The following is a 22,735-nucleotide window of genomic DNA, read 5'->3' as shown; positions in this document are numbered from 1 at the left end:
AGCCGGATGCTACGTATCCTCAAAAGACGCGAGACGCTGCTCTTCGTCATCATCGCCGTGATGATCGCCGGCTTCGCAACGCGTGCGGCCGGCTTTGCTGAGCCAGCCAATCTTGCCAATATCTTCAACGATACGTCGATCCTGATCATCCTGGCGCTGGCGCAGATGACGGTGATCTTGACGAAATCGATCGATCTTTCCGTCGCCGCCAATCTCGCCTTCACTGGCATGGCGATCGCCATGCTGAATGCCGCCTATCCCGATCTGCCGCTGATCGTGCTCGTCGTCACGGCTGTCGTCATGGGCGCGGTGCTCGGCGCCATCAACGGTTATCTCGTCTGGGCTCTGGAAATCCCACCAATCGTCGTTACTCTCGGTACGCTGACCATCTATCGCGGCATGGCCTTCGTCTTGTCCGGCGGTGCCTGGGTGAATGCACATCAGTTCACGCCGATCTTCCTCAATGTGCCGCGCACGCCGCTCCTCGGCCTGCCGGTGCTCTCCTGGATTGCCATCGCCATCGTGCTAATGATGTATTTCGTGCTGCGCTATACGCGGTTCGGCCGCTCCACCTATGCCAGCGGCGGCAATCCGGTTGCGGCGGTTTATGCCGGCATCGATGTCGGCTGGACGCGCTTCCTCGCCTTCGTGTTGTCGGGTGCCCTCGCCGGCCTCAGCAGCTATCTCTGGGTATCGCGCTATGCGGTCGCCTATGTCGACATCGCGAATGGTTTTGAACTCGACAGCGTCGCGGCTTGCGTCATCGGCGGCATTTCTATTGCCGGCGGTGTCGGCTCGGTCGCCGGCACCCTGCTCGGCGCGCTGTTTCTCGGCGTTATCAAGAATGCCCTGCCCGTCATCGGTATTTCGCCGTTCACGCAGATGGCGATCTCCGGCACCGTCATCATCCTCGCCGTCGCCTTCAACGCTCGGCGCGAGCGCAACCGCGGCCGCATCATCCTCAGGGATCAGGCGGCGAAGGAAACCTCGGGCAAGGAGGTCACTGCATGAGCACCGTATCCGAAACCGTGCCGGAAAAGCGCAGCATTCCAGACCGTCTCGGCACGCCGTTCAAGCGCGTCATGGCGAGCTGGGAAGTCCTGCTTCTCGCCGTAGCGATTGCCATTTTCATTTTTAATTCACTGGCTTCGCCTTATTTCCTCGACCCATATAACCTCTCGGACGCGACCTTCAATTTCACCGAAAAGGCGATGATCGCCTTTGCGATGGCGCTGCTGGTCATCGCCGGCGAAATCGATCTGTCCGTCGCCGCCATCATCGCGCTCGCCTCGACCGCCATGGGTGCCGCCGCGCAGGTGGGTGTCGATACGGTTGGGCTGGTGGCGATCGGGCTGGGTGTCGGGCTGGTCTGCGGCCTTTTCAACGGCTTCCTCGTCTCGGTGCTGAAACTGCCATCGATCGTCGTGACCATCGGCACGATGAGTCTGTTCCGCGGCATTTCCTATATCGTCCTCGGCGACCAGGCCTATGGCAACTATCCGGATAGTTTCGCCTATTTCGGCCAGGGCTATGTCTTCTGGGTCTTCTCTTTCGAATTCGTGCTCTTCGTCGTGCTGGCGATCGCCTTCGCCGTCCTGCTGCATGCGACGAATTTCGGCCGGCAGGTCTATACGATCGGCAACAATGACTTTGCGGCGCGTTTCTCCGGCATCCCGGTCGAACGGGTCAAATTCATCCTGTTCCTTCTGACAGGCGTCATGAGCGGCATCGCCGCCGTCTGCCTGACCTCGCGTCTCGGATCTACCCGTCCATCCATCGCGCTCGGCTGGGAGCTGGAAGTGGTGACCATGGTGGTGCTCGGCGGCGTGTCGATCCTCGGCGGCTCCGGCACGATCGGCGGCGTCGTCATTGCCGCCTTCGTCATGGGTCTGGTCACGTTCGGTCTTGGCCTTCTCAATGTGCCGGGCATCGTCATGTCGATCTTCATCGGCCTGCTCCTGATCATCACCATCGCGCTGCCGATCGTCGCACGGCGCATCAAAGCCATGAGCTCGAAATGACCGCTCCTCTCGAACGCCACGCCTTCAAGATGACGCTCAATCCCGGTAAGGAGGCCGAATACCGGAAGCGCCATGACGAGATATGGCCGGAACTGGTGGAGCTGCTGCATCAGGCCGGGGTCAGCGACTATTCCATCCATCTCGACCGCGAGACGAACACGCTGTTTGGTGTTCTGACGCGACCGAAGGATCACACGATGGCCAGCCTTCCCGACCATCCCGTCATGAAGAAATGGTGGGCGCATATGGCCGATATCATGGCAACCAATCCCGACAATTCGCCGGTTCAAAGCGATCTCGTCACGGTCTTCCATCTGCCATGACTATAGTGACGACCTATCGCCGCATCGCCGTCCTCGATATTGGCAAGACCAATGCCAAAGTCGTGGTGCTCGACGCACAGAGCGGCGCAGAGATTGCCGCCGTGCGGACGTCCAATACGACGCTGAAGACCGGCCCGTATCCTCACTACGATATCGAGCGGTTATGGGATTTCGCCATCGGCGCGCTGAAGGATTTTGCTGCCGCGCCCGGATTCGACGCCATATCGATTACCACCCATGGCGCCTCTGCGGTTCTTCTTGCTGAAGATGGCAGCCTCGCTTTGCCGGTGCTCGATTACGAGCATCGCTATCCCGAAGCCGTGCAGGAAGCCTATGAACGCCTGCGCCCGCCGTTCAGTGAGACCTTTTCACCGAGACTTTCCGGCGGCCTGAATGTCGGCGCGCAGATCCATTATCAGAAGAGCGTATTTCCCGGCGAATTCGCACGCGTCAGCACGATCCTGACCTATCCGCAATATTGGGCCCTGCGGCTGACCGGCGTTGCCGCCAACGAGGTGACCTCGCTTGGCTGCCACACCGATCTCTGGAACCCGACCACCGGCGCTTATTCCTCGCTGGTCGACACGCTCGGCATTCGTGCCTTGATGGCCCCTATCCACTCTGCCTTCGATGCGCTAGGCCCTCTGTTGCCAGCGATCGTAACGGAGATCAGTCTCGATAATCCCGTTCCCGTCTATTGCGGCATCCATGATTCCAACGCCTCGCTGCTGCCGCATCTGGTGGAGAATGAAGCGCCCTTCGCCGTCGTCTCGACCGGAACCTGGGTGATCAATTTCGCCGTCGGCGGCGACCTCAACCATCTCGACCCGGCGCGCGATGCGCTCGCCAATGTCGACGCCTATGGCCGCGCCGTGCCTTCGTCGCGTTTCATGGGCGGACGGGAGTTCGAAATCCTGGCGAGTGAAATCGGACCCATATCGCAAGAAACGACTGAGGAGACGCTGGCGGCCGTTATCGAAAAGGGCATTATGCTGCTGCCGAACGTGGTCGAAGGCTCAGGCCCCTTCCCCGGCAGGAAGATGCGCTGGATCGGGCAGGCAGACGCGAACCCTGCGGAACGCCTCGCCGCTGCCAGCCTCTATCTGGCACTCATGACGGATGCCTGCCTGGGCTTGATCGGCGCCAAAGGTCCGATTTTCGTCGAAGGCCCGTTCGCGCTCAATCGCGCCTATCTTGCCGCCCTGTCTTCGCTGACGGAATCTAACGTTGTCGCCCTGCCGGGCTCGACCGGAACCAGTCAAGGCGCCGCGCTGCTGACTGGAATTAGGCCGACGGCTGTAGCGGAAAGTCTACCCGTTCGCGTCTCCCTTCCCGCGCTGCAAGATTACCGGCAGGCCTGGCGGACCGCCCTGGAGTGATAGCCATCGCCCAGGCCGATCGCGGGATCAAACGCCTTTCAGGCCCAAGGCCGAACCGGCATGAAGGATCGGGGTTTGCCGCAATCGTTCCACGGCAAAATCGACGAAAGCGCGCGTCTTGGCGGAGACATGTCGGCCCTCGGGATGCATGACGTGAACCGGTAGCGGAGCTTCCTCGTAATCCTCCAAAATGACGCGCAGTTGGCCGTCGGCGACCGGCTCGACGATCTGGTAGGAAAGCGCGCGTACGAGGCCCCAGCCGCTGACCGCCGCCGAAATCGCGGCGGCGACCGTATTGCAGAACAGGCGCGGCTCGAAAACCGCAAGCGGCTTGGAATTCGCGCCGAAACGCCACTCCAGGGGCGTGGATGATCCCGTATTGGCGATGAGCGTATAGTGGGAAAGATCCGTTGGCGTTCGCGGCAGGCCATAGCGATCGAGATAGGCCGGCGCTGCGCAGACGACGCGACGCACAGTGCCAACCTTGATGGCATTGTAGCTGGAATCCGGCAGATGCCCGATGCGTATGGCGACGTCTATTCCCTCCTCCACTAGATTGACATTACGGTCGAACAGCAGCACTCGGCCGGTAACCGCCGGATGCAAGCCCAAAAACTCTGTCATGATCGGCATGACGTGATATTGCCCGAACAGCACCGGCGCGGTAACCGTCAGCATGCCGGATGGCGTTGCATAGGAGCCGCCGGCCGAAGCCTCCGCCTCTTCGATATCGCTGAGAATACGCCGGCAGTCCTCGACATAGTGGCGGCCCTGCGCGGTGAGTTTCACGGAGCGCGTCGAGCGTAAAAAGAGGCGTGCGCCAGTGACTTCCTCAAGGAAGGCCACGGCTCGGGTGACGGCTGGCGGGCTCATATGCAGGGCTCGCGCGGCATCGGCAAAACTGCCGGCATCGGCGACCTTCACCAGCACTTTCATGCATTGCAGTCTGTCCATGGGCACCTAAAAGGCAATTATTCCATATATCGGAATAGTATCTTGCCATCTATCGCACTTCCGTCTTCGGGCGGAAACAATCAATTTATGTCCAGCTCGATTTCTCTCTGGAGACCCTGATGATGAAACTCTATTTCCATCCCCTGTCCGGTCATGCCCATCGCGCCCGACTGTTCATCTCCCTCATCGGCCTCGATGCCGATATCGTCGAGGTTGACCTTGCCAAGAAAGAGCATAAGACCCCCCAGTTCCTGGCGCTCAATCCCTTCGGGCAGGTTCCCGTGCTGGATGATGGCGGCACGGTGATTGCCGATTCCACTGCGATCCTCGTCTATCTCGCCAAGACCTATGCGCCAAAGAGCTGGTTGCCCGAGGATGCGGTCGGCGCCGCAGCCGTACAGCGCTGGCTCTCGGTCACATCTGGCGAAATCGCTTACGGCCCCTGCGCCGCCCGCCTCATCACCGTCTTTGGCGCCAAATTCAACGCCGCGGAAGTCATTGCACGCGCCCATATCATCCTGGCGCGGATCGATGCAGAACTTGTCGGCCGCCAATGGATCGCTGCGGATCGCCCGACCATCGCCGATGTCTCACTCTACGGCTATATCGCCCGCGCCCCAGAGGGCAATGTCGACCGCTTCCAGTACCGCAACGTCACCGCATGGCTTGCCCGCATCGAGGCGCTTCCGGGCTTCCATCCCTTTCAGAAAACGCCGGTCGGACTTGCAGACGTGGCTTGAAGTCCTTCGAAAGGTCGTATCATGTTCATCGCCACTGACATCAAGAAAGTATCTGCCTGGCATGACGGGGAAATTGCGCTGCAGACGAAAGCCGGGGTAGCGGATCGCATGGCCGAGCTCGGCCAGCGCGTATTGCGCGACCACCTGATCGAGCAGCATCGTAACTTCTATCCGCAACTGCCTTTCATCGTCCTCGGCAGCGTCGATGCGGATGGTAATGCCTGGGCAACGCTGCGCGCCAACCGCCCTGGCTTTCTGCTCAGCCCCGATATCCATACGCTCAGAGTCGAACTCGGTCGCGACCCGGCCGATCCCGCTGACGCAGGTATGGAGGACGGCAAAGCCATCGCTTTGCTCGGCATCGAGCTTCACACCCGCCGCCGAAACCGCCTAAACGGCACGATCCGCCGACATTCGGACAAAGTGTTCGACGTTGCCGTCGACCAATCCTTCGGCAACTGTCCGAAATATATCCAATTGCGAGATTTCGAATTTACCCGCGATCCCGCAGCACCAGCGGATCGGCCGACGCAACCTCTTGCTGCGCTGGATGACCGGGCGCAGGCTGTCATCGCTGGTGCCGATACCTTCTTCGTTGCCTCCTATGTGGAGGACCGCGAAGACGGACGCAGACAGGTGGACGTGTCGCATCGTGGCGGCAGACCAGGTTTCGTCCGCGTTGGCGAAGACGGCGTGCTGACCATTCCGGATTTCGCCGGCAATCTGTTCTTCAATACGCTCGGCAACTTCGTCCTCAATCCGAAGACCGGGCTTGTCTTTGCTGATTTCGAGAGCGGCGCGCTACTGCAACTGACCGGCGATGCCGAAGTCATTCTGGAATCGCCAGAGATTGCGTCCTTCGACGGAGCAGAGCGGCTGTGGCGCTTCACGCCGCGCAAGATCATGCGCCGCCCCGGCGCGCTGCCGCTGCGCTGGAAATTCCGCGAGGATGGCTGGTCGCCCCATTTGCTGGCGACCGGACGCTGGGGCGATGTCAGCGGCGGCGTGGGCGAGGCCGGAAGCGATCATAACCCCTGAAATCTGCGGGGCGAGCGACGGGCGCAAATCTCCGAAAAATCGCCAAAATTGTCTCCACGACGGTTATTTTCTTGCGGAATCGCGGTAGTATTTCTACAGAAACTACCCTTATGAGCGCTTTTGAGGTCAAAAATGTCCGAAAGCGATCATCGGCCTCGATGTCACTTCCTGTCTCCATTTCAAGGCGCCTTACGGCAGTTCGCGCTTAACGACAGACCATTGCGGCGGGTTCAAAGGGCGCTGCCGCGCCCATCCAAGGAGAGAAAAAATGAGTCTGAAGACATTGACGGCTGTGACGTTCGTCGCCTCGCTGGCCTTCGCGCCGCTTGCGCATGCGGATATCGTGATCGGGCTGATCGCACCGCTAACCGGCCCCGTGGCCGCTTACGGCGATCAGGTCAAGAACGGCGCCCAGACCGCCATCGATGAGATCAACAAGAGCGGCGGTATTCTCGGTCAGAAAGTAGTCCTGAAGCTTGGCGATGATGCTGGCGATCCGAAGCAGGGCGTATCCGTCGCCAACGATTTCGTCGGCCAGAGCATTCGTTTCGTCGTTGGTCCGGTAACCTCGGGCGTTGCCATCCCGGTATCGGATGCGCTCGCCGAAAACGGCATCCTGATGGTCACGCCGACCGCGACTTCGCCGGATCTCACCAAGCGTGGCCTGACCAATATCCTGCGCACCTGCGGCCGTGACGACCAGCAGGCCGATGTCGCCGCGAAATACGTGCTGAAGAACTTCAAAGACAAGAAGATCGCCATTCTCAACGACAAGGCCGCCTACGGCAAAGGCCTGGCCGATGCTTTCAAGGCGACGCTCAATGCCGGCGGCGTCACTGAAGTGCTGAACGACTCCCTGACTCCTGGTGAAAAGGATTACAGCGCGCTGACGGCGAAGCTCAAGTCGGCCGGCGCCGATGTCGTCTATTTCGGCGGCTATCACCCGGAAGGCGGTCTTCTCGCTCGTCAGTTGCATGACATCTCTGTCAAGGCGCAGCTCATCGGCGGCGACGGCCTGTCGAACACCGAATATTGGGCAATCGGCAATGAAGCCGCCGCAGGCACGATCTTCACCAACGCCTCCGACGCTCTGAAGAACCCGGATTCCCAGACTGCCGCAGCCGCACTGAAGGAGCGCAACATCCCAGCTGAAGCCTTCACGCTGAATGCCTACGCTGCCGTGCAGGTTCTGAAGGCTGGCATTGAGAAGGCTGGCAGCGCCGACGACGCGCAAGCCGTCGCAACCGCACTGAAGAGCGGCGAGCCGATCCAAACCGCCATCGGCAAGGTCACCTACGGCGAAACCGGCGACCTCACCTCGCAGAGCTTCTCGCTCTACAAGTGGGATGCCGGCAAGATCGTCCCGGTCGAATAAGCCGCTTGGTTCACGTCTTCAAACTTCGCCGGGCCATTCGTGGCCCGGCATTTTTATGCCTAGCTTGATTGGCCCCATGATACCTATCAGCAAACAGTGTGGAAGCGCTCGACGCAGGTGGACAGCACCTCGTCACCGGGCCTTTTCCACCAATTCGCTTCTGAAAAGATCTCCACTTCCTGCGGACCGAGAAAGCCGGCCTTCTCGATCGCGGCGCGGATGCGCTTCAGATCGATGATGCCGTCGCCCATCATGCCGCGATCGAGCAGCAGGTCCTTGGTCGGCACCAGCCAATCGCAGATATGGTGGGCGAGGATCTGGCCATTGGCGCCGGCACGGGCGATCTGCTCGTAAAGCTTCGGGTCCCACCAGACATGATAGACATCGACGGCGACGCCGATACCCTCGCCTAGTAGATCGCAGATATCGAGCGCCTGTTCGAGCGTATTCACGCAGGCACGGTCGGCGGCATACATCGGGTGCAGCGGCTCGATCGCCAATGGGATGCCGGCGCTACGCGCATGCGGCAGGATCGCCGCAATGCCATCCGCCACCATTTCGCGAGCGCGAACGATATCCTTGGAACCCTTGGGCAGACCGCCGACGACGAGAACAAGACAATCGGCATTCAGCGCCGCCGCTTCGTCGATCGCCCGTCTGTTGTCATCGATTGCCGCCCTCAAGCCCTCCGGATCCGCCGCCGGGAACATGCCGCCACGGCATAATCCCGTGACCTTCAACCTGTTATCGGCAACGATCCTTGCCGCTTCCGCCAGGCCAATCGCATGCACCTGATCACGCCATGGCGCGATCGCGACGATATCCTGCTTCAAGCAGGCCTCGACCGCCTGGCGCATATCATATTGCTGGCGCACGGTCGCAAGATTGATGGAAAGGCCGGACACAGCCATTCTGATGATCCTCCCAGACCCTGTTTCCGATTAAGCGACGCCGACCGTCGCAAGGATCGTCTTCATCCGCTGCACGGCAAGATCGGGGTCTCTGAGCACACGCGCCGTATCGGCCAGACGGAACAGCTCCGACAGATGCACGATGGATCGCGTGCTTTGCTGGCCGCCGAGCATCTGGAAGTGGTCCTGGAAGCCGTTGAGATAGGCGAGGAAAACCACGCCGGTCTTATAGAAGCGTGTCGGCGCCTTGAAGATGTGGCGCGAGAGCGGAACGGTCGGCGCCATCATCTGGTGGAAGGCGTCGAGATCGTTTTCGGCAAGCTTCGCGAGAGCCGCGCTCGCCGCCGGCGCAATCGCGTCGAAAATGCCGAGCAGCGCATGCGAATAGCCCTGGCTATCCCCGGCGATCAGTTCGGCATAGTTGAAATCGTCGCCGGTATACATCTTCACCACTGGATCGAGGCGGCGGCGCATGACGATCTCTTTTTCCGCCGACAGCAGCGAGATCTTGACGCCGTCGACCTTCGCGGCGTTGTCGTTGATGATCGCAACCGCCGTCTCCATCGCGCGCATGTCGTCCGACGAGCCCCAATAGCCAGCCAGCGCCGGATCGAACATCGAGCCGAGCCAGTGGATGATCACCGGTTGCCGGACTTGCCCGAGGATGCGGTTATAGACGCGAATATAGTCGTCCGGGCCTTTGGCGGCGGCGGCAAGTGCGCGGCTTGCCATCAAAATGATGCGCCCGCCCTGGCTTTCCACGAAAGCAACCTGCTCCTCATAGGCGCGGATGACATCATCAATGGTGACGTCGGGACCGGGTGCCAGTTGATCGGTGCCGGCACCGTAGGCGATCAGCGAGTCCGAGCGATTGCGGGCGGCCGATTGTGCATGCGTGATCAGCTCCTTGGCGCCGGTCCAGTCGAGGCCCATGCCGCGCTGCGCCGTGTCCATGGCTTCCGCGACGCCAAAGCCGAGATCCCAGAGATATTCGCGGAAAGCGATCGTCCGCTCCCAATCGATGTTGCGGTCGAGCCATGGATCGTTGTCGGCCAGGGGATCGACGACGACATGCGCCGCGGCATAGGCGACGCGATTGAAGCGATGGCCACCTGCCGGGCGCTCCGGAGGGCTAAGCGGCGAATTGACGACCGTGAATTCGGTAAGCTTGCCATCGGCGCCGGGCAAACGAAGGGTCTTTGTCATGATCCTATATCTCCTAGCGAGCGGAAAGCGAGGGAACGTCGACCCAGCGGCGCTCCGCCCAGCTCTTTTGGGCGAGTTCGGCGAGTTGAACGCCCTTGGCGCCCTCGCGCAAGGTGAATTTCCACGGCGTATCGTCAACGACGTGGCGCAGGAAATCTTCCCACTGCGCCTTGAAACCATTGTCGAAGGCCTGCGTGTCCGGCACCTCATCCCAGGTCTCGAAGAAGTTGATCGGCTGCGGCTGGTCCGGATTCCAGACCGGCTTCGGCGTATTGACGCGATGTTGCGTCCAGCAGCGCATCAGCCCGCAGACCGCAGACCCATGCGTTCCGTCCACCTGGAAGGTGACGAGATCGTCGCGGCGGACGCGCACGGCCCAGGAGGAATTGATCTGCGCGACCACGCCGCCGTCGAGTTCGAACGTGGCATAGGCCGCATCGTCAGCGTCAGCGACATAGGTCTTGCCGTTCTCATCGACGCGGCTCGGAATATGCGTCGCGCCGTAGCAGCTCACGGCTTTGACCTCGCCGAAGAGATTGTCGAGCACATAGCGCCAGTGCGGCAGCATATCGAGGATCATCCCGCCACCCTCGGCCTTGCGGTAGTTCCAGGAGGGACGCTGTGCCTTTACACCCCAATCGCCTTCGAAGACCCAATAGCCGAACTCGCCGCGAACGGAGAGGATCTTGCCGAAAAAGCCGCTGTCGCGGAGCATGGCGATCTTGCGCAGACCCGGCAGATAAAGCTTGTCTTGAACGACGCCATTCTTGACGCCGCGGCGCTCCGCCGAGTCTGCGACCGAAAGCGCTTCGTCCAGCGTCTCGGAAATCGGCTTTTCGCAATAGACGTGCTTGCCGGCCGCAATGGCCCTCTCCAGCAGCGAGACGCGCATCTGCGTCGAGCCGGCGTCGAAGAAGATCGTGTTGTGGGGATCGGCGAGGGCGCTGTCGAGATCGGTGGTCGTTTTCGTAAGACCGTGCTTGCGGGCGACGTCCGCGATCTTTTCGGCGTTGCGGCCGACCAGGATCGGGTCCGGCATCAACCTGTCGCCATTGGCAAGCAGCACGCCCCCCTGCTCGCGGATCGCCAGAATCGATCGCACGAGATGCTGATTGTAGCCCATACGGCCAGTGATGCCGTGCATGATGATGCCGATCGGCTTCGTCACCATATCCCACTCCTCCCGTAAATAACTATATAGTTACATGACTGACACGACGAAGCGACACTGTCAACGGCCATCATCGACAGCCGCAGCGGCAATTGCGCGGATTCGGCGGAGTTGCGAGGTACTAAGGACGGAGGTAGGCGAAGATCACGTCGACGATATGCTCGCCCCAGGCATCGATCTCCGACTTGTCGGAGAGGTTCCGCCGGAAGATCGTCGACAGCGTCCATCGGTTTGTCAGGAAAAAGGAACCGAGGGCCGCGATGCTCATATAGATCTTGACCGGATCGCAGCCGGGGCGGAAATCACCGGCCGCAGCGCCACGATCGAGCAAACCGGAAATCTCTGAAACCAGGGGCGAGTGCAGCTCGAAAATCCGCGCCGATCGCTTCAGAAAACGGGCCTTATGCAGGTTTTCCGTGTTGAGAATGCCGAGAAACTCAGGGTGATCCAGAAAATATTTCCATGTAAAAACAACAAGCTCCCGCATCCCTTCGCTAGAGCTGCGGTGCGAGAGATCAAGCCTTGCCTCCGCTGAGCGGATGGCAACGTAACTGCCTTCCAGAACAGCGACATAGAGCGCGTCCTTGCCACCGAAATAGTGATAGAGCATGCGCTTATTGATCTTGGCGCGCTCGGCTATGGCGTCGACGCGGGCTCCGCCATAACCGCGCTCGGCAAATTCCTTAGTCGCCGCAGCCAGAATCGCCTTGCTCGTGCGTTCCGCATCCCTGAGGCGCGGTCGCTCAGTGGGTGAACCCGATGCCGGCTGACCGGTGGGCTCGACCACAGTTTCAGCCTCCGGGCTCTTTGATCGGCCCTTTGTGATTTTGGCTTCGCTCATCGCCGCCCCCGATTGCATCTGGCAAGGCCTGTGCGGCCTCTTAACCGCCGACAATTACTCGATCATGGCACAAGTTGACAGTCCTTCGAAAATCGAAGGCGATAGTAACTATATGGTTATATAAAACCACGACAATGGCAATACGAGTTTAACGCGCAAGCTTGAAGCGCCGCGACGGTCACCGATCATGCTTTCGTGGAACATGGGCGAGCGGAGCGGCGGATTTTCGGCAGCTCCGCTCGCAGCCCGCACTTACATCGGTAGTGCCTCGCCGGCTTGTTCCCGGACCATGTACTCGGCGTACCAGTCCGGCCAATTCTCATCGCGTTGGCCCCCGGTTCGCCTCTCGTGTTCGCCATGCGCCTCCGCCGCCCGTCGGAGCGCAGCCGCAAGCTCCGTTGGCGAGGTGAATGACGTGACATTCGTGTCCACACGGCCGGGCAATCGCGCGGTCACCTCCTGCAGCAGCCAGGTGTTGCCGTCCGGATCGTTGAATGCGGCGAGCGAAGCGTAGCTGCGGCGCTCGGGATCCGTCCCGCTCACACGGCCCGGCCCTTCGCCGCGATGGAATATCTCGCTGACCTCGACGCCGTGTCTGGCGAGCTCGGCATGGGCCATTTCGATATCGGATACGACGAGAAAAAGGGCCGGTTTCTCTCCCAAATGGATCGAACATGGCGAGCCGGGAGGCGTGAATTGGACGGCGCGAGATCCATCCTTTCGAACAAAGTCTGCATCCAGCCGCCAGCCGAGGTCTCCATAAAAACGTTTGGCACGCTCGACGTCCGCGGCGGGAAGGACGGCGACCTCAAGCTTCAGCGCGACCGTCGGTGTTGTCGAGGCCTCCCTCGCCGTTGTGCTTTGTGCCTGAATGTTGCTCATGCTGGGCTCCCTAGTTTAGAGGTTTAAGACGAGGTCGGGGATTATGAAACTGCACGAGTAGCGATGACTTAGAACAATCGTTCGGCTGATAGATAGCCAATCAGTGATCTAGGCGGCATGGCGGCCTTGGCTAGAGAGGCAGCCACTCCATAGTTGATGATCGGACACGCGTCAGACACCTTGCTTTCAACGCCGGCTCGGCTCAAGAGAACGAAAACAATTCAACACCGGGCAGCTTCATGACAGGAAAGCAAATCGCGATCATCGGTGGCGGCCCAACGGGCCTGATGGCGGCCGAAGTGCTATCGCTCTCCGGCCATCAGGTCACCGTCTACGACAGCATGCCGACGGTCGCGCGCAAATTTCTGCTGGCAGGGAAATCCGGCCTCAACATCACGCATTCGGAAGAATACACCCGCTTCGCCGGTCGCTTTGGCCAAAGCTCCAATCGGCTGCGTTCGGCGCTCGACGCTTTCACCCCTGACGATATCAGGACGTGGGCCTCTGGGCTTGGCACGGAGACATTCACCGGCTCCTCGGGCCGCGTCTTTCCAAAGGTCATGAAGGCCTCGCCGCTGTTGCGCGCTTGGCTCGGCAGGCTGGAGGCGCAAGGCGTAAAAGTTCTGACACGGCATCGTTGGTCCGGTTTTGCCGAAGGCGGCTTTGCCTTCGAGACGCCGGAGGGACGGACGATCGTTCAATGCGACGCCGCCCTGCTCGCGCTCGGCGGTGCGAGTTACCCCCGGCTTGGCTCGGACGCAGCCTGGACTACCCGGCTTCGCGATAAGGGCGTCGATATCGGCGACTTCGAGCCCGCCAATTGCGGCTTCGACGTTGCCTGGCGCGCGGTTTTTAGAGAGCGCTTCGCCGGCGAGCCGCTGAAGGCGGTGACGGCGACGTCCGATGCCGGCACCTTTCCCGGCGAATTCGTCATCTCCCGGCACGGTATCGAAGGCAGCCTCGTCTATGCCCATGCCGCCAGCCTGCGCGACCGGCTTGCGAGCAACGGCAAAGCCGCGCTCACAGTCGACCTCGCTCCCGGCAGGACAGTAGAACGGCTATCGCGCGATCTGGCGCGGCAAGATGTCAAAGCCAGCTTTTCCAATCGCCTGCGCAAAGGCGCGGGGATCGATGGCGTCAAGACGGCGCTACTGCGAGAACTCGCGTCGCCTGCCAATCTGGCAGACCCGGAGCAACTATCGCGGCTGATCAAGGCCTTGCCAATCCCGCTCCTGAGACCTCGGCCGATCACGGAGGCCATCTCGTCGGCCGGCGGCATTCGCTGGAGCGGCATCGACAATGGATATATGCTAAGAGCCCTCCCCGGCGTGTTCGTCGCCGGAGAAATGATCGATTGGGAGGCGCCAACCGGCGGTTATCTTCTCTCCGCCTGCTTCGCCACCGGACGCGCGGCAGCGAGAGGAATGGAGGCTTGGCTGCAGTGATGAGGATTTCGGCCTCTGTTGAAGTGAAGGCCGGTCACCCAATCCGCCCGTTCGCCATCAGCCAGGTCACCGACTCCTGCACAGCCTGCAGCGAAGTGTAGCGCGGTGCATAGCCGAGAAGCCGTTCGGCCTTGGCGATCGAGCAATTCGGGCTGCGGGCGATATGCTCCCATGTCGCCTCCGCATCCTCCGGCGTCTGGCTTTCGGCCCATTTGTCATAGGGAAGAAATTCCAGTTTCGGCTCATGGCCGAACCAGCGCGACATTGCCTCGGCATAGCCTCTGAGCGTCAGTGCGCCGCTCGATACGGCATGGAAACTCTCGCCGGTCGAGGCACGCCAATTGGCAATTGCGCCCATGAACATCTGGGCGACATCGTCCGCATGCACATGATGGACCGTTTCCAGGCCGAAATTCGGCAGTACGAGCGTTTCACCCCGCGCCAACGTCGAAAACGCAGCGAGGTTGAAATGGCCGGCCGGATTGAGCGGCGCCCAACCGGGGCCGACGATATGGCCGGGGTGGATCAATGTCGCAGGGAAACCTTTTGTGCGCGCTTCTCCGAGCAGATAGCTTTCAATAGCGGCTTTCTGCGTTCCGTATTCGCCGAACGGACGCTTCGGCGCCGCCTCCAGCGTCGGCACGACGGTCGGAAAGCCATGCGTCCAGATCGTGCCCGTATGCAGGAAGTGGCCGACATGGCCGGAGAGAGCCTCAGTCAGATGTCTGGCGCTTTCCAGGGTGAAACAGATCATGTCGATGACGATATCGACTTTCAGCGCCCGGATCGCCGGCCCGAAACCGCCGTCCTTTTCCATCGCCGCGCGATCCATCGTCAATTGCTCGACGGCATCCCATGTCCGGTTCGGCGAATAGGGTTTTGCCTGGCCGCGGCTCACCGTCACCACCTCATGCCCGGCCTCCACCAGCCGCGGCACGAGATACGTGCCGACATGGCCGGTTGCTCCTATGACCAATACGCGCGTCATGATGTCCTCCCAAGGATATTTTCAAAATCGGGTGATGTCGGAATCTGGAACGAAGAGAATGATCCCCCAAAGAATAGGCGCATACGTCGCCTTGTCATCCCTACGGGAAGGAACTTTCTCGCTGCTAGGCGCCGCTGCGCAGCCTTAACGGTTCAAGCTCGCCGTCCTCATCCTCGGACTTGATATAGACCTGCAGCGTATAGCCTATGTGCTCGGTCATCAGCGCTCTGGCACGCTCGATATCGCGGTCGAGGGCCGCTTCCATCAGCTCCGTGTGATGCTCGATCGCCATCGCGTCGCGCAAGGCGGCGACCGCCGTCTCGTAGCCGATGGTCAGGCCGGCGGCGGCGCGCTGCGTTGGCGCCAGACCGAGAAAGCGGTGATGACGGCGGAGCTGGTCGGAAATCGTGCTCTGAAAGCGCAGGAGCCAGCTCGATGTCGCAGCACTCAAGAGAGCGGCATGAAACGCCGCATGCTTTTCATCCCATTCGTCCGCCATCTCCTCGGAGGCGGCATCGGGTACGATCTTGCAGCGGGAGAGGCGGTAATGCGCGGTGACCACAGCGGATTCCCAGACCGGTCCGCCTTTCTCGATCGATTCCAGCAGCAGCGGCAGCTCGACAACCATCCGCGCCCGCATCAGGTCTTCCAACTCCGTGCGGGAAACCGGCGCGACGGCAAAGCCGCGATTGCTGATGGCCGTTACCAGCTTTTCGGCCTCCAGCCGCGACAAGGCTTCGCGCAGCGGAGTCCAGCCGACCCCATAGGCATCCCGCAAGGCGCTGAGCTTCAACGCGGCACCCGGCCGGAGCTTCGTGTTGAGAATATCCCGCCGCAGCAGCCAATAGGCCGCTTCCGTCTTCGTAAGGGGTTCCTTGTCCTGCATCGCGTCGTTCCCGGTCTCCGCGGTAGGATTATATATAAATCGCGCTCTACGCCAAATTATATATCAAACGCGTTGATGGGGCATATCATATATCGCAAATTGACAGGGACACCGTAGCCGCTATGATCCCTGGTAACAAAGCTGAGAGAGCTAGGCTCTCTATAAAATCCGGGAGGAAATCATGAGGAAGTCCACATCCAGATGGTTGTCGGGGCTGGTTGTCGCCGGCGCGTTCATGGCGAGCGTCGTCACGGCAAGCGCCGAGCCGATCAAGATCGCGATCGCCAATTTCGGCGAACATCCGCAGCTCAATGCTTCGATCGCCGGCTTCAAGAAGGCGCTGGCCGACAATGGCTTCGTCGAAGGCAAGGATGTGGTCTATACCGAGAGCAACACCAGCTTCGATGCGTCGCTGGTGCCGCAGATGATCGCCAAGCTGCAGTCGGACCATCCGAAACTGATGTACACCATCACGACGCCGGTCTCGCAAATCGCCAAGAAGGCGCTCGCCGGCTCCGGCATTCCGATCGTATTCTCGGCCGTGACCGATCCGGTCGCCGCCAAGCTCGTGCCTTCCTGGGACGCCGGCGATGAGGGCATCACCGGTGCAAGCGACCTGCAGGACATCGCTGCCATCTTGACCTTCACCAAGAAGCTGCTGCCGAATGCCAAGCGCATCGGCGTGCCCTACAATCCGGGCGAGGCCAACGACGCCGCCCTGATCGAAAAGGTCAAGCAGGCTGCTCCGGCCGCCGGATTCGAAGTGGTCCCCGTCGGCGTCGACAACGTCAACGATATCCAACAGCGCATCGCATCGCTCGCCGGCAAGGCCGACGTGATCTACACGCCCGCTTCGAACCTGTTGCAGCCGGCAATCACCGCCGTTGCCGCGGCCGCTCGTCAAGCTCAGATCCCGATCGTCAATTCCGACGATGCAGCCGTTCGCAGCGGCGTCGTCCCGGCAAGCTTCGCGGTCAACTATGAGCAGGTCGGTGAAAACGCAGGCAGGATCGCGGCAAAGATCCTCAAGGGTGGCGATCCCAAGACCATCGCGCCGTCGCGTCCTGCCTATGAGGACCATGCTCCGTTGATCAACAAGACGGTCCTGAAGGCTTTCGGGGCCGACGTTCCGGCCTCGCTTGCCGATTGCAATTGCTTCACGAAGTAATAGGCGGCATCTTCGAAGGATCAATCTGATCCATGGCGGCGTTCAAAGCGCCGCCATTTCATAACCCTACAGTACAGGGGAGGCACGGATGCTGGACATCAAATCCGCGCGCAAGGTTTTCTATAGAGGCCAGCCCGACGAAAAGATCGCGCTCAACGGCCTGACACTCTCCCTCAACAGCGGCGAATTCGGCGTCGTCATCGGTTCGAACGGCGCTGGCAAGAGCAGCATGCTGAATGCGATTTCCGGTGCTCTCAGCCTCGATTCCGGTCAGATCCTCATCAATGGCAATGACGTTACGAACATGCCGGTCCACAAACGCGCCGCGCGCCTCGCCCGCGTGTTCCAGGATCCGATGAAGGGCACCGCCGCCAGCATGACCGTCGGCGAAAACATGCTCCTGGCGGAGCTGCGCGGCAAGAGCCGTGGATTTCGCCCCGGCCTGAATGCCGCACGTCTCGCCGCCTATAAGGAACGCCTCGCCGTTCTCGGGCTCGGCCTCGAAAACCGGCTGGATACCAAGGTGGAGCTTCTTTCGGGCGGCCAGCGTCAATCGCTATCCCTTATCATGGCGGTCGGCGGTTCGCCCGACGTGCTGCTGCTCGATGAGCATACCGCCGCCCTCGATCCGCGCACGGCCGACATCGTGATGCAGGCGACGGTGCGGACCGTCGAGGCGCTGAAGCTGACGACCCTGATGGTCACGCATAACATGCAGCACGCCGTCGATTTCGGTGACAGCATCATCATGCTTGATGCCGGCCGCGTGCATCTTGAAATTACCGGCGACGGAAAGCGGCGCATCACAGTGCCCGAACTGATCGGCCACTTCGCCGTCAAGACCGACCGCATGCTGCTGGTGAGCTGACATCATGATGGATTTCATTCAGACAACCGTTTCGAGCTTCGTCTCGCTCATCCCGGTCACCCTGGCGCAGAGCTTCATCCTGAGCTTCGTCGTGCTGGGGATCATGGTCCCCTTCCGCATGCTGAGCTTTCCGGACCTGACCAGCGAAGGCGCATTTCCGCTGGGCGGCTGCGTCTGCGGCATCCTCTTGGCCGCGGGCATCGCACCGCCGCTGGCGATCATCTCGGCTTTCGTCGTTGGTCTTGCCGCCGGTTGCTGCACGGCTTTCATCCACCTGCGCTTCCGCATCCATACGCTGCTCGCCGGCATCTTGATGTCGACGATGCTCTACAGCATCAATCTCGGCATCATGGGCAAATCGAACCTTTCGGTCTTCGGCTCGCCGACGGTGTTCGATTGGGTGCCTCTGACCCAGCCGGGCTTTCCGGCCAGCAAGATCGTCATCGCCGGCATTCTCGCTGTTATCGTGTTGATCGCCCTCAATCTCTATTTCAAGACGGAAAAGGGCACGGCCATGCGCGCCGTCGGCTCCAACCCGGATATGGCCGAAGCACAGGGCATCAATGTCTGGGCTGCGACCATCGGCGGTGTCGGCCTGGCCAGTGCCTTTTCCGCCTCCAGCGGCGCCCTAATGGTGCAATCGCAAGGCTTTGCCGATGTGAATATGGGCATCGGCATTTTGATCAACGGTCTCGCGGCGCTGATGATCGGCGAGGCCTTCACCGGCAAGCAGACCGTGCTCAGGCAGTTACTCGCGCCCTTCGTCGGCTCGATCATCTATTACCAGCTCGTCTCGCTCTGCCTCGCGGCCGGCATGCCGCCGCCGAACCTGAAGCTCGCTACCGGCCTGTTCGTCCTCCTGATGCTGGCCCTGCCAAGCATCAAGCGCAGCCGCGGCGGCGCGCCAGCCCGGGAAACCATCCGCGAATAAAGTGAGAGCCGACGTCATGACCAGCCTTCCCGATCTCGCTGCTGTCGAGGCCATGGATGCGGCCGATCCGCTGCGTTCCTTCCGCAGCCGCTTCGCCCTGCCCGAAGGTGTCATCTACCTCGATGGCAATTCGCTCGGCGCCGCCTCGCATGACGTTTTCGCCGAATTGCAGCAGGCGGCGACGGAAGAATGGGGCAATGGTCTGATCCGTAGCTGGAACAGCGCCGGCTGGTTTCATCTGCCGCTCGACCTCGGCGACAGCATCGGCCGGCTGATCGGCGCCGCACCCGGGCAGACCGTGGTCACCGACTCGACCTCGATCAACATTTACAAGACCCTGCATGCCGCGCTCGCCATGCGTCCGGGCCGCAGCGTCATCGTCGCGGAAGGCGACAGCTTCCCGACCGATCTCTACATGGCCGAAGGTGTGGCCTCGACGCGGCCAGGCGTTACCCTTCGCCTCGAAGGCCGGGATGCGGACACCATCGAAGACCTGATCGACGATCAGGTCGCGGTCGTCCTGGTCAATCATGTCAACTACAAGAGTGCCGAGCTGCGCGATATGGCAGCGCTGACGCGCCGGATCCACGAGGCGGGTGCGCTAGTGATCTGGGATCTCTGCCACAGCGCCGGCGCATTGCCGGTCGATCTCGACGGCGCCAATGCCGATTTCGCCGTCGGCTGCACCTATAAATACTTGAATGGCGGCCCCGGCTCGCCAGCCTTTATCTACGCCGCCCGCCGTCACCATGATGCGATCACCCAACCGCTCAGCGGCTGGTGGGGTCATGCCCGCCCCTTCGCCTTTGAGCAGAATTTTGCCGGTGGCGAGGGCATCAAACGCTTTCTCTGCGGCACGCAGCCGATCCTGTCGCTGCGGGCGCTGAAGGGCGTGCTCGGCGTTTGGGATGAGGTTGACATGGGCGCGCTTCGCAAGAAGAGCATCGCGCTGACCGATCTCTTCATCCAGTTGGTCGAGGCCAAATGCGGCCAACATGGCGTCGTCTTGGAAACCACGCGCGACAGCGAAAAACGCGGAAGCCAGGTCTCCTTCATGCACAGCAACAGCTACGAAGTGATGCAGGCCTTGATCGAACGCGGCGTGATCGGCGATTTCCGCGCGCCCGCCACCCTGCGTTTCGGCTTTACGCCGCTTTATGTCGGCTATCGCGATGTCTGGCGGGCGGTGGAGGTGCTGGAGGATATTCTGCGCAGCGGTTCATGGAAGGATGCGCGTTTCGCTGTGCGGTCGACTGTGACCTGATATCGGATTGGCGCTCGCAAAGCTGGGAGATGGGGCGATGAGCTATTTCAGCATTACCGACTGGGAAAGTGCCTATACCAGCGACGCCTATGTGGTCGGCGGTGACCGCTGGCCGGCAGCCTGGGTGGAGCCAGCACAGGCCTTCCGCGATAGCCTGGCCACGACCGGTCGCGCCAAACTCGACCTCGCCTATGGGCTTGGCGAGCGCAATCGCTTCGATCTCTTCCTGCCCGCTAGGAGCCCGAAGGGATTGGTGGTCTTCATCCATGGCGGCTATTGGCTGGAACTCGACAAGAGCTATTGGTCGCATCTCGCCGCCGGCCCGATCACTAATGGTTACGCGGTCGCCATCCCCTCCTACACGCTGTGTCCTGAAAATCGCCTCACGGTCATCGCCAAGGAGGTTGCGGCGGCGATCGGCGCTGCCGCCGATATGGTCGATGGCCCCATGATGCTCGCCGGACATTCGGCCGGCGGCCAGCTCGCAACCCGCATGGTCACCGCGACCTCTCCGCTCGCGGCCTCCATCCAGGCCCGCATTCGCCATGTGGTCTCCATCTCCGGGCTGCACGACCTGCGCCCGATCATGAAGAGGGCCATGAACGAATATCTGCGCATCGACGCCGCCGAAGCCATGGCGGAAAGCCCGGCCCTACTGGAGCCCGCGGAAAATGTCCGCCTCACCTGCTGGGTCGGCGGCGCCGAACGCGCCGAATTCATCCGCCAGAATGCTCTGCTTGCCAATATCTGGACCGGCCTCGGAGCTGCAACCGCCGCTATCGTCGAGCCGGATCAAAATCACTTCACAATATTGGACGGCCTAACCGACCCCATACACCCGCTGACGCGAACCCTGCTCTCTGATTAGGCTGACGTCGACAACGCGGACTGGACATAGCCATCACAGCGGGTAGTTCGAATAGATCATCCTGAGATTCGGATCATCGGCGATGCTCACGGGTGTCACGAGGTTCTGATTGAGGATGTATTGATAGCACTGATCGAAATCGTAACCGCGCCCAGTACATTCGCTGTCGCGCTGCCATCGTGATTGCACCAGGTTTCTGACAAGCATGTTGTCGATGTGTAGCTCAGATATTTTCTGCACTTTGCCAATCTCAATGCCCATAGCTTTGTACGCGAGATAGGGCAGTTCGCTGCAGTAAATCGCATCGTTATTGAACGAGAAAAAGAGGTCGTAGGGTTTGCCGTAGAGTGCCTGGGCGTGGGACAGAAGCTGCCGTGCGGTTTCGGGCGTGAGGCGTGGATCGCGATAGATCGCTACCCGTCCCAACAAGCCGCGATTGACCCAGGTTTTCAGCGGTGTTTCCTTGACCTTTGCCGCGGCCTCGATGACCGTGACTACGCCATTGTCGTTTTTGATGATGCCCATATGTGAAAAGGCGGAGCCAGTGGCGAATATGATCGCGCTTGATTGCTTGCTGGTCGATGTCTGAAAAATCAGATCGCCGTCTTTGAGCGGCGGATAATCGCCGCCCGCAATGGCATAGAGCGTTCCTACGACAAGACAAACGCACAAGATCGCAATAGCCATCAGCTTCTTCACGCCATCTCCAGAACCGTATGAAAAACTTCGTTCAAGTTGTCTTTATCAAACGTCTTTTGCGCTGAAAGATGGCACCCAGAAGGCCGATCATAAAACTCACGGTCGCTATCGCGGCACGTCTTCGAGAAGACCAGGGTTCGCGCTCTTCGAACCCGGGCCTTGCTCTGCAGAGTTTATTTCTTAACCGGCGCGTTCATGGACCAGATGACGCCAAAGGGATCGCGAAGCTGGCCCCAGCGGTCGCCCCAGAACATCACCTCAAGCGGCATGACGACCTCGGCGCCAGCATCGGCGGCGCGTTTCCACCAGGCATCGATGTCATCGACAAGCAATTGCAGAGTAAAAGCCTGCGGTTTTTCCAGCGCGTGACCATGTTCCGGATAGGCGTCGCAGAGCATCAAGGAACTGCCGTTGATATAGAGATGGATATGCATCGTCCGGTCCTGCTCGTCGGCCGGATACATGAAGGCCTGTTCGGCACCGAAGGCGCGCTTGTAGAACTCGGCCGCCTTCACGGCGCCGCCCACGGTCAAATAAGGCACCAGGCCGCCGAGTACCGGCACCTTGGGCTGCTGTGATTGCGTTTGTTCTGCTGCATCGGTCATGATCGTCTCCTCGGAACGGATTTGCGGGTTGGCCCAAAAGGACGGGCTGTTCCAAGGACGGTCGTCGATCCAACTTTCCGACATGCGATATGAGGATTTTTCGATAGATCATTTTGTGGCAAACGCACCTGGCATTCTCACAAGGACAAGAGGCTCATGAACCGATGGCGAA

The 22,735-nt window shown here is 60.7% G+C and carries 23 protein-coding genes; 13 read left to right on the top strand and 10 right to left on the bottom strand.

Going from position 1 to position 22,735, the window contains the following annotated elements; translation table 11 throughout:
- Positions 1–6: 6 nt before the first annotated feature.
- From GGD50_RS14555 to GGD50_RS14540, 4 genes are read left to right on the top strand one after another with little or no spacing between them, the layout of a single operon-like run.
- Complete coding sequence (locus GGD50_RS14555; protein WP_183938060.1) at positions 7–1,011, top strand: ABC transporter permease; 1,005 nt, start codon at positions 7–9, stop codon at positions 1,009–1,011.
- Positions 1,008–2,021 carry an ABC transporter permease gene (locus tag GGD50_RS14550; RefSeq protein WP_183938059.1) on the top strand — a complete coding sequence of 338 codons (1,014 nt, stop codon included), beginning with the start codon at positions 1,008–1,010 and terminating at the stop codon, positions 2,019–2,021. Before GGD50_RS14555 ends, GGD50_RS14550 begins: the two co-directional genes overlap by 4 nt.
- A complete protein-coding gene (rhaM, locus tag GGD50_RS14545; protein ID WP_183938058.1) occupies positions 2,018–2,344 on the top strand; it encodes an L-rhamnose mutarotase in 327 nt (108 codons plus the stop codon). Before GGD50_RS14550 ends, rhaM begins: the two co-directional genes overlap by 4 nt.
- The gene (locus GGD50_RS14540) at positions 2,341–3,723 is read left to right on the top strand and encodes an FGGY-family carbohydrate kinase (RefSeq protein WP_183938057.1); all 1,383 of its coding nucleotides are present in this window, start codon (positions 2,341–2,343) and stop codon (positions 3,721–3,723) included. Before rhaM ends, GGD50_RS14540 begins: the two co-directional genes overlap by 4 nt.
- 27 nt (positions 3,724–3,750) lie before the next feature.
- On the opposite strand, the gene GGD50_RS14535 is transcribed toward GGD50_RS14540, so the two are convergent.
- Complete coding sequence (locus GGD50_RS14535; RefSeq protein WP_183938056.1) at positions 3,751–4,677, bottom strand: LysR family transcriptional regulator; 927 nt, start codon at positions 4,675–4,677, stop codon at positions 3,751–3,753.
- Between the two features lie 122 nt (positions 4,678–4,799).
- On the opposite strand from GGD50_RS14535, the gene GGD50_RS14530 reads away from it, so the two are divergent.
- The 3 genes from GGD50_RS14530 to GGD50_RS14520 all read left to right on the top strand — a co-directional run bounded on the left by GGD50_RS14530 (position 4,800) and on the right by GGD50_RS14520 (position 7,830).
- Positions 4,800–5,417, top strand: a complete 618-nt coding sequence (locus GGD50_RS14530) for a glutathione S-transferase family protein (protein WP_183938297.1) — start codon at positions 4,800–4,802, stop codon at positions 5,415–5,417.
- 21 nt (positions 5,418–5,438) lie between these two features.
- Positions 5,439–6,455, top strand: coding sequence for a pyridoxamine 5'-phosphate oxidase family protein (locus tag GGD50_RS14525; protein WP_183938055.1), 1,017 nt, complete (start codon positions 5,439–5,441; stop codon positions 6,453–6,455).
- Between the two features lie 268 nt (positions 6,456–6,723).
- Entirely contained in the window at positions 6,724–7,830 is a 1,107-nt protein-coding gene (locus tag GGD50_RS14520) for a branched-chain amino acid ABC transporter substrate-binding protein (protein ID WP_183938054.1), read from the top strand.
- An 86-nt stretch (positions 7,831–7,916) separates the two neighbouring features.
- Here the strand turns inward: GGD50_RS14520 and GGD50_RS14515 are convergent, their stop codons facing one another.
- The 5 genes from GGD50_RS14515 to GGD50_RS14495 all read right to left on the bottom strand — a co-directional run bounded on the left by GGD50_RS14515 (position 7,917) and on the right by GGD50_RS14495 (position 12,841).
- Positions 7,917–8,741, bottom strand: coding sequence for a sugar phosphate isomerase/epimerase family protein (locus GGD50_RS14515; protein ID WP_183938053.1), 825 nt, complete (start codon positions 8,739–8,741; stop codon positions 7,917–7,919).
- A 30-nt stretch (positions 8,742–8,771) separates the two neighbouring features.
- A complete protein-coding gene (locus GGD50_RS14510) occupies positions 8,772–9,947 on the bottom strand; it encodes a dihydrodipicolinate synthase family protein (protein WP_183938052.1) in 1,176 nt (391 codons plus the stop codon).
- Positions 9,948–9,960: 13 nt separating this feature from the next.
- Entirely contained in the window at positions 9,961–11,118 is a 1,158-nt protein-coding gene (locus GGD50_RS14505) for a Gfo/Idh/MocA family protein (RefSeq protein ID WP_183938051.1), read from the bottom strand.
- 121 nt (positions 11,119–11,239) lie between these two features.
- Positions 11,240–11,959 carry a TetR/AcrR family transcriptional regulator gene (locus tag GGD50_RS14500; protein ID WP_183938050.1) on the bottom strand — a complete coding sequence of 240 codons (720 nt, stop codon included), beginning with the start codon at positions 11,957–11,959 and terminating at the stop codon, positions 11,240–11,242.
- A gap of 252 nt (positions 11,960–12,211) precedes the next feature.
- On the bottom strand, positions 12,212–12,841 hold the full coding sequence (locus tag GGD50_RS14495; RefSeq protein WP_183938049.1) for a VOC family protein: 630 nt from the start codon (positions 12,839–12,841) through the stop codon (positions 12,212–12,214).
- Positions 12,842–13,080: 239 nt separating this feature from the next.
- Here GGD50_RS14495 and GGD50_RS14490 point away from each other — a divergent pair, with 239 nt between their 5' ends.
- Positions 13,081–14,286 (top strand): TIGR03862 family flavoprotein, encoded by a 1,206-nt coding sequence (locus GGD50_RS14490; protein WP_183938048.1) that lies wholly within the window; start codon positions 13,081–13,083, stop codon positions 14,284–14,286.
- Positions 14,287–14,320: 34 nt separating this feature from the next.
- Here GGD50_RS14490 and GGD50_RS14485 read toward each other — a convergent pair whose 3' ends face one another.
- On the bottom strand, positions 14,321–15,274 hold the full coding sequence (locus GGD50_RS14485) for an NAD-dependent epimerase/dehydratase family protein (RefSeq protein WP_183938047.1): 954 nt from the start codon (positions 15,272–15,274) through the stop codon (positions 14,321–14,323).
- A 124-nt stretch (positions 15,275–15,398) separates the two neighbouring features.
- Positions 15,399–16,160 (bottom strand): GntR family transcriptional regulator, encoded by a 762-nt coding sequence (locus tag GGD50_RS14480; protein ID WP_183938046.1) that lies wholly within the window; start codon positions 16,158–16,160, stop codon positions 15,399–15,401.
- Positions 16,161–16,341: 181 nt separating this feature from the next.
- On the opposite strand from GGD50_RS14480, the gene GGD50_RS14475 reads away from it, so the two are divergent.
- From GGD50_RS14475 to GGD50_RS14455, 5 genes are all read left to right on the top strand, one after another.
- A complete protein-coding gene (locus GGD50_RS14475) occupies positions 16,342–17,328 on the top strand; it encodes an ABC transporter substrate-binding protein (protein WP_183938045.1) in 987 nt (328 codons plus the stop codon).
- Positions 17,329–17,416: 88 nt separating this feature from the next.
- Positions 17,417–18,196 carry an ABC transporter ATP-binding protein gene (locus GGD50_RS14470; protein ID WP_183938044.1) on the top strand — a complete coding sequence of 260 codons (780 nt, stop codon included), beginning with the start codon at positions 17,417–17,419 and terminating at the stop codon, positions 18,194–18,196.
- Between the two features lie 7 nt (positions 18,197–18,203).
- Positions 18,204–19,127, top strand: a complete 924-nt coding sequence (locus tag GGD50_RS14465) for an ABC transporter permease (protein ID WP_183938296.1) — start codon at positions 18,204–18,206, stop codon at positions 19,125–19,127.
- 16 nt (positions 19,128–19,143) lie between these two features.
- Positions 19,144–20,391 carry a kynureninase gene (gene kynU / locus GGD50_RS14460; protein ID WP_183938043.1) on the top strand — a complete coding sequence of 416 codons (1,248 nt, stop codon included), beginning with the start codon at positions 19,144–19,146 and terminating at the stop codon, positions 20,389–20,391.
- A 37-nt stretch (positions 20,392–20,428) separates the two neighbouring features.
- Positions 20,429–21,259 (top strand): alpha/beta hydrolase, encoded by an 831-nt coding sequence (locus GGD50_RS14455; RefSeq protein WP_183938042.1) that lies wholly within the window; start codon positions 20,429–20,431, stop codon positions 21,257–21,259.
- A gap of 33 nt (positions 21,260–21,292) precedes the next feature.
- Here GGD50_RS14455 and GGD50_RS14450 read toward each other — a convergent pair whose 3' ends face one another.
- Both GGD50_RS14450 and GGD50_RS14445 read right to left on the bottom strand, forming a co-directional pair.
- Complete coding sequence (locus tag GGD50_RS14450) at positions 21,293–21,958, bottom strand: YiiX/YebB-like N1pC/P60 family cysteine hydrolase (RefSeq protein ID WP_183938041.1); 666 nt, start codon at positions 21,956–21,958, stop codon at positions 21,293–21,295.
- Positions 21,959–22,131: 173 nt separating this feature from the next.
- Entirely contained in the window at positions 22,132–22,563 is a 432-nt protein-coding gene (locus GGD50_RS14445) for a VOC family protein (protein ID WP_183938039.1), read from the bottom strand.
- Between the last annotated feature and the right edge of the window lie 172 nt (positions 22,564–22,735).

This window comes from Martinezella paranaensis, from assembly GCF_014200235.1.
In the GTDB taxonomy this organism is placed as follows: Bacteria; Pseudomonadota; Alphaproteobacteria; order Rhizobiales; family Rhizobiaceae; genus Rhizobium; species Rhizobium paranaense.
This window is presented reverse-complemented; position numbering and strand designations above follow the sequence as displayed.

Excerpts from the sequence above, each read along its gene's own strand:
- GGD50_RS14555 (WP_183938060.1), top strand. The coding sequence starts at position 7 with ATGCTACGTATCCTCAAAAGACGCGAGACGCTGCTCTTCGTCATCATC.
- GGD50_RS14550 (WP_183938059.1), top strand. The coding sequence starts at position 1,008 with ATGAGCACCGTATCCGAAACCGTGCCGGAAAAGCGCAGCATTCCAGAC.
- rhaM (WP_183938058.1), top strand. The coding sequence starts at position 2,018 with ATGACCGCTCCTCTCGAACGCCACGCCTTCAAGATGACGCTCAATCCC.
- GGD50_RS14540 (WP_183938057.1), top strand. The coding sequence starts at position 2,341 with ATGACTATAGTGACGACCTATCGCCGCATCGCCGTCCTCGATATTGGC.
- GGD50_RS14535 (WP_183938056.1), bottom strand. The coding sequence starts at position 4,677 with ATGGACAGACTGCAATGCATGAAAGTGCTGGTGAAGGTCGCCGATGCC.
- GGD50_RS14530 (WP_183938297.1), top strand. The coding sequence starts at position 4,800 with ATGAAACTCTATTTCCATCCCCTGTCCGGTCATGCCCATCGCGCCCGA.
- GGD50_RS14525 (WP_183938055.1), top strand. The coding sequence starts at position 5,439 with ATGTTCATCGCCACTGACATCAAGAAAGTATCTGCCTGGCATGACGGG.
- GGD50_RS14520 (WP_183938054.1), top strand. The coding sequence starts at position 6,724 with ATGAGTCTGAAGACATTGACGGCTGTGACGTTCGTCGCCTCGCTGGCC.
- GGD50_RS14515 (WP_183938053.1), bottom strand. The coding sequence starts at position 8,741 with ATGGCTGTGTCCGGCCTTTCCATCAATCTTGCGACCGTGCGCCAGCAA.
- GGD50_RS14510 (WP_183938052.1), bottom strand. The coding sequence starts at position 9,947 with ATGACAAAGACCCTTCGTTTGCCCGGCGCCGATGGCAAGCTTACCGAA.
- GGD50_RS14505 (WP_183938051.1), bottom strand. The coding sequence starts at position 11,118 with ATGGTGACGAAGCCGATCGGCATCATCATGCACGGCATCACTGGCCGT.
- GGD50_RS14500 (WP_183938050.1), bottom strand. The coding sequence starts at position 11,959 with ATGAGCGAAGCCAAAATCACAAAGGGCCGATCAAAGAGCCCGGAGGCT.
- GGD50_RS14495 (WP_183938049.1), bottom strand. The coding sequence starts at position 12,841 with ATGAGCAACATTCAGGCACAAAGCACAACGGCGAGGGAGGCCTCGACA.
- GGD50_RS14490 (WP_183938048.1), top strand. The coding sequence starts at position 13,081 with ATGACAGGAAAGCAAATCGCGATCATCGGTGGCGGCCCAACGGGCCTG.
- GGD50_RS14485 (WP_183938047.1), bottom strand. The coding sequence starts at position 15,274 with ATGACGCGCGTATTGGTCATAGGAGCAACCGGCCATGTCGGCACGTAT.
- GGD50_RS14480 (WP_183938046.1), bottom strand. The coding sequence starts at position 16,160 with ATGCAGGACAAGGAACCCCTTACGAAGACGGAAGCGGCCTATTGGCTG.
- GGD50_RS14475 (WP_183938045.1), top strand. The coding sequence starts at position 16,342 with ATGAGGAAGTCCACATCCAGATGGTTGTCGGGGCTGGTTGTCGCCGGC.
- GGD50_RS14470 (WP_183938044.1), top strand. The coding sequence starts at position 17,417 with ATGCTGGACATCAAATCCGCGCGCAAGGTTTTCTATAGAGGCCAGCCC.
- GGD50_RS14465 (WP_183938296.1), top strand. The coding sequence starts at position 18,204 with ATGGATTTCATTCAGACAACCGTTTCGAGCTTCGTCTCGCTCATCCCG.
- kynU (WP_183938043.1), top strand. The coding sequence starts at position 19,144 with ATGACCAGCCTTCCCGATCTCGCTGCTGTCGAGGCCATGGATGCGGCC.
- GGD50_RS14455 (WP_183938042.1), top strand. The coding sequence starts at position 20,429 with ATGAGCTATTTCAGCATTACCGACTGGGAAAGTGCCTATACCAGCGAC.
- GGD50_RS14445 (WP_183938039.1), bottom strand. The coding sequence starts at position 22,563 with ATGACCGATGCAGCAGAACAAACGCAATCACAGCAGCCCAAGGTGCCG.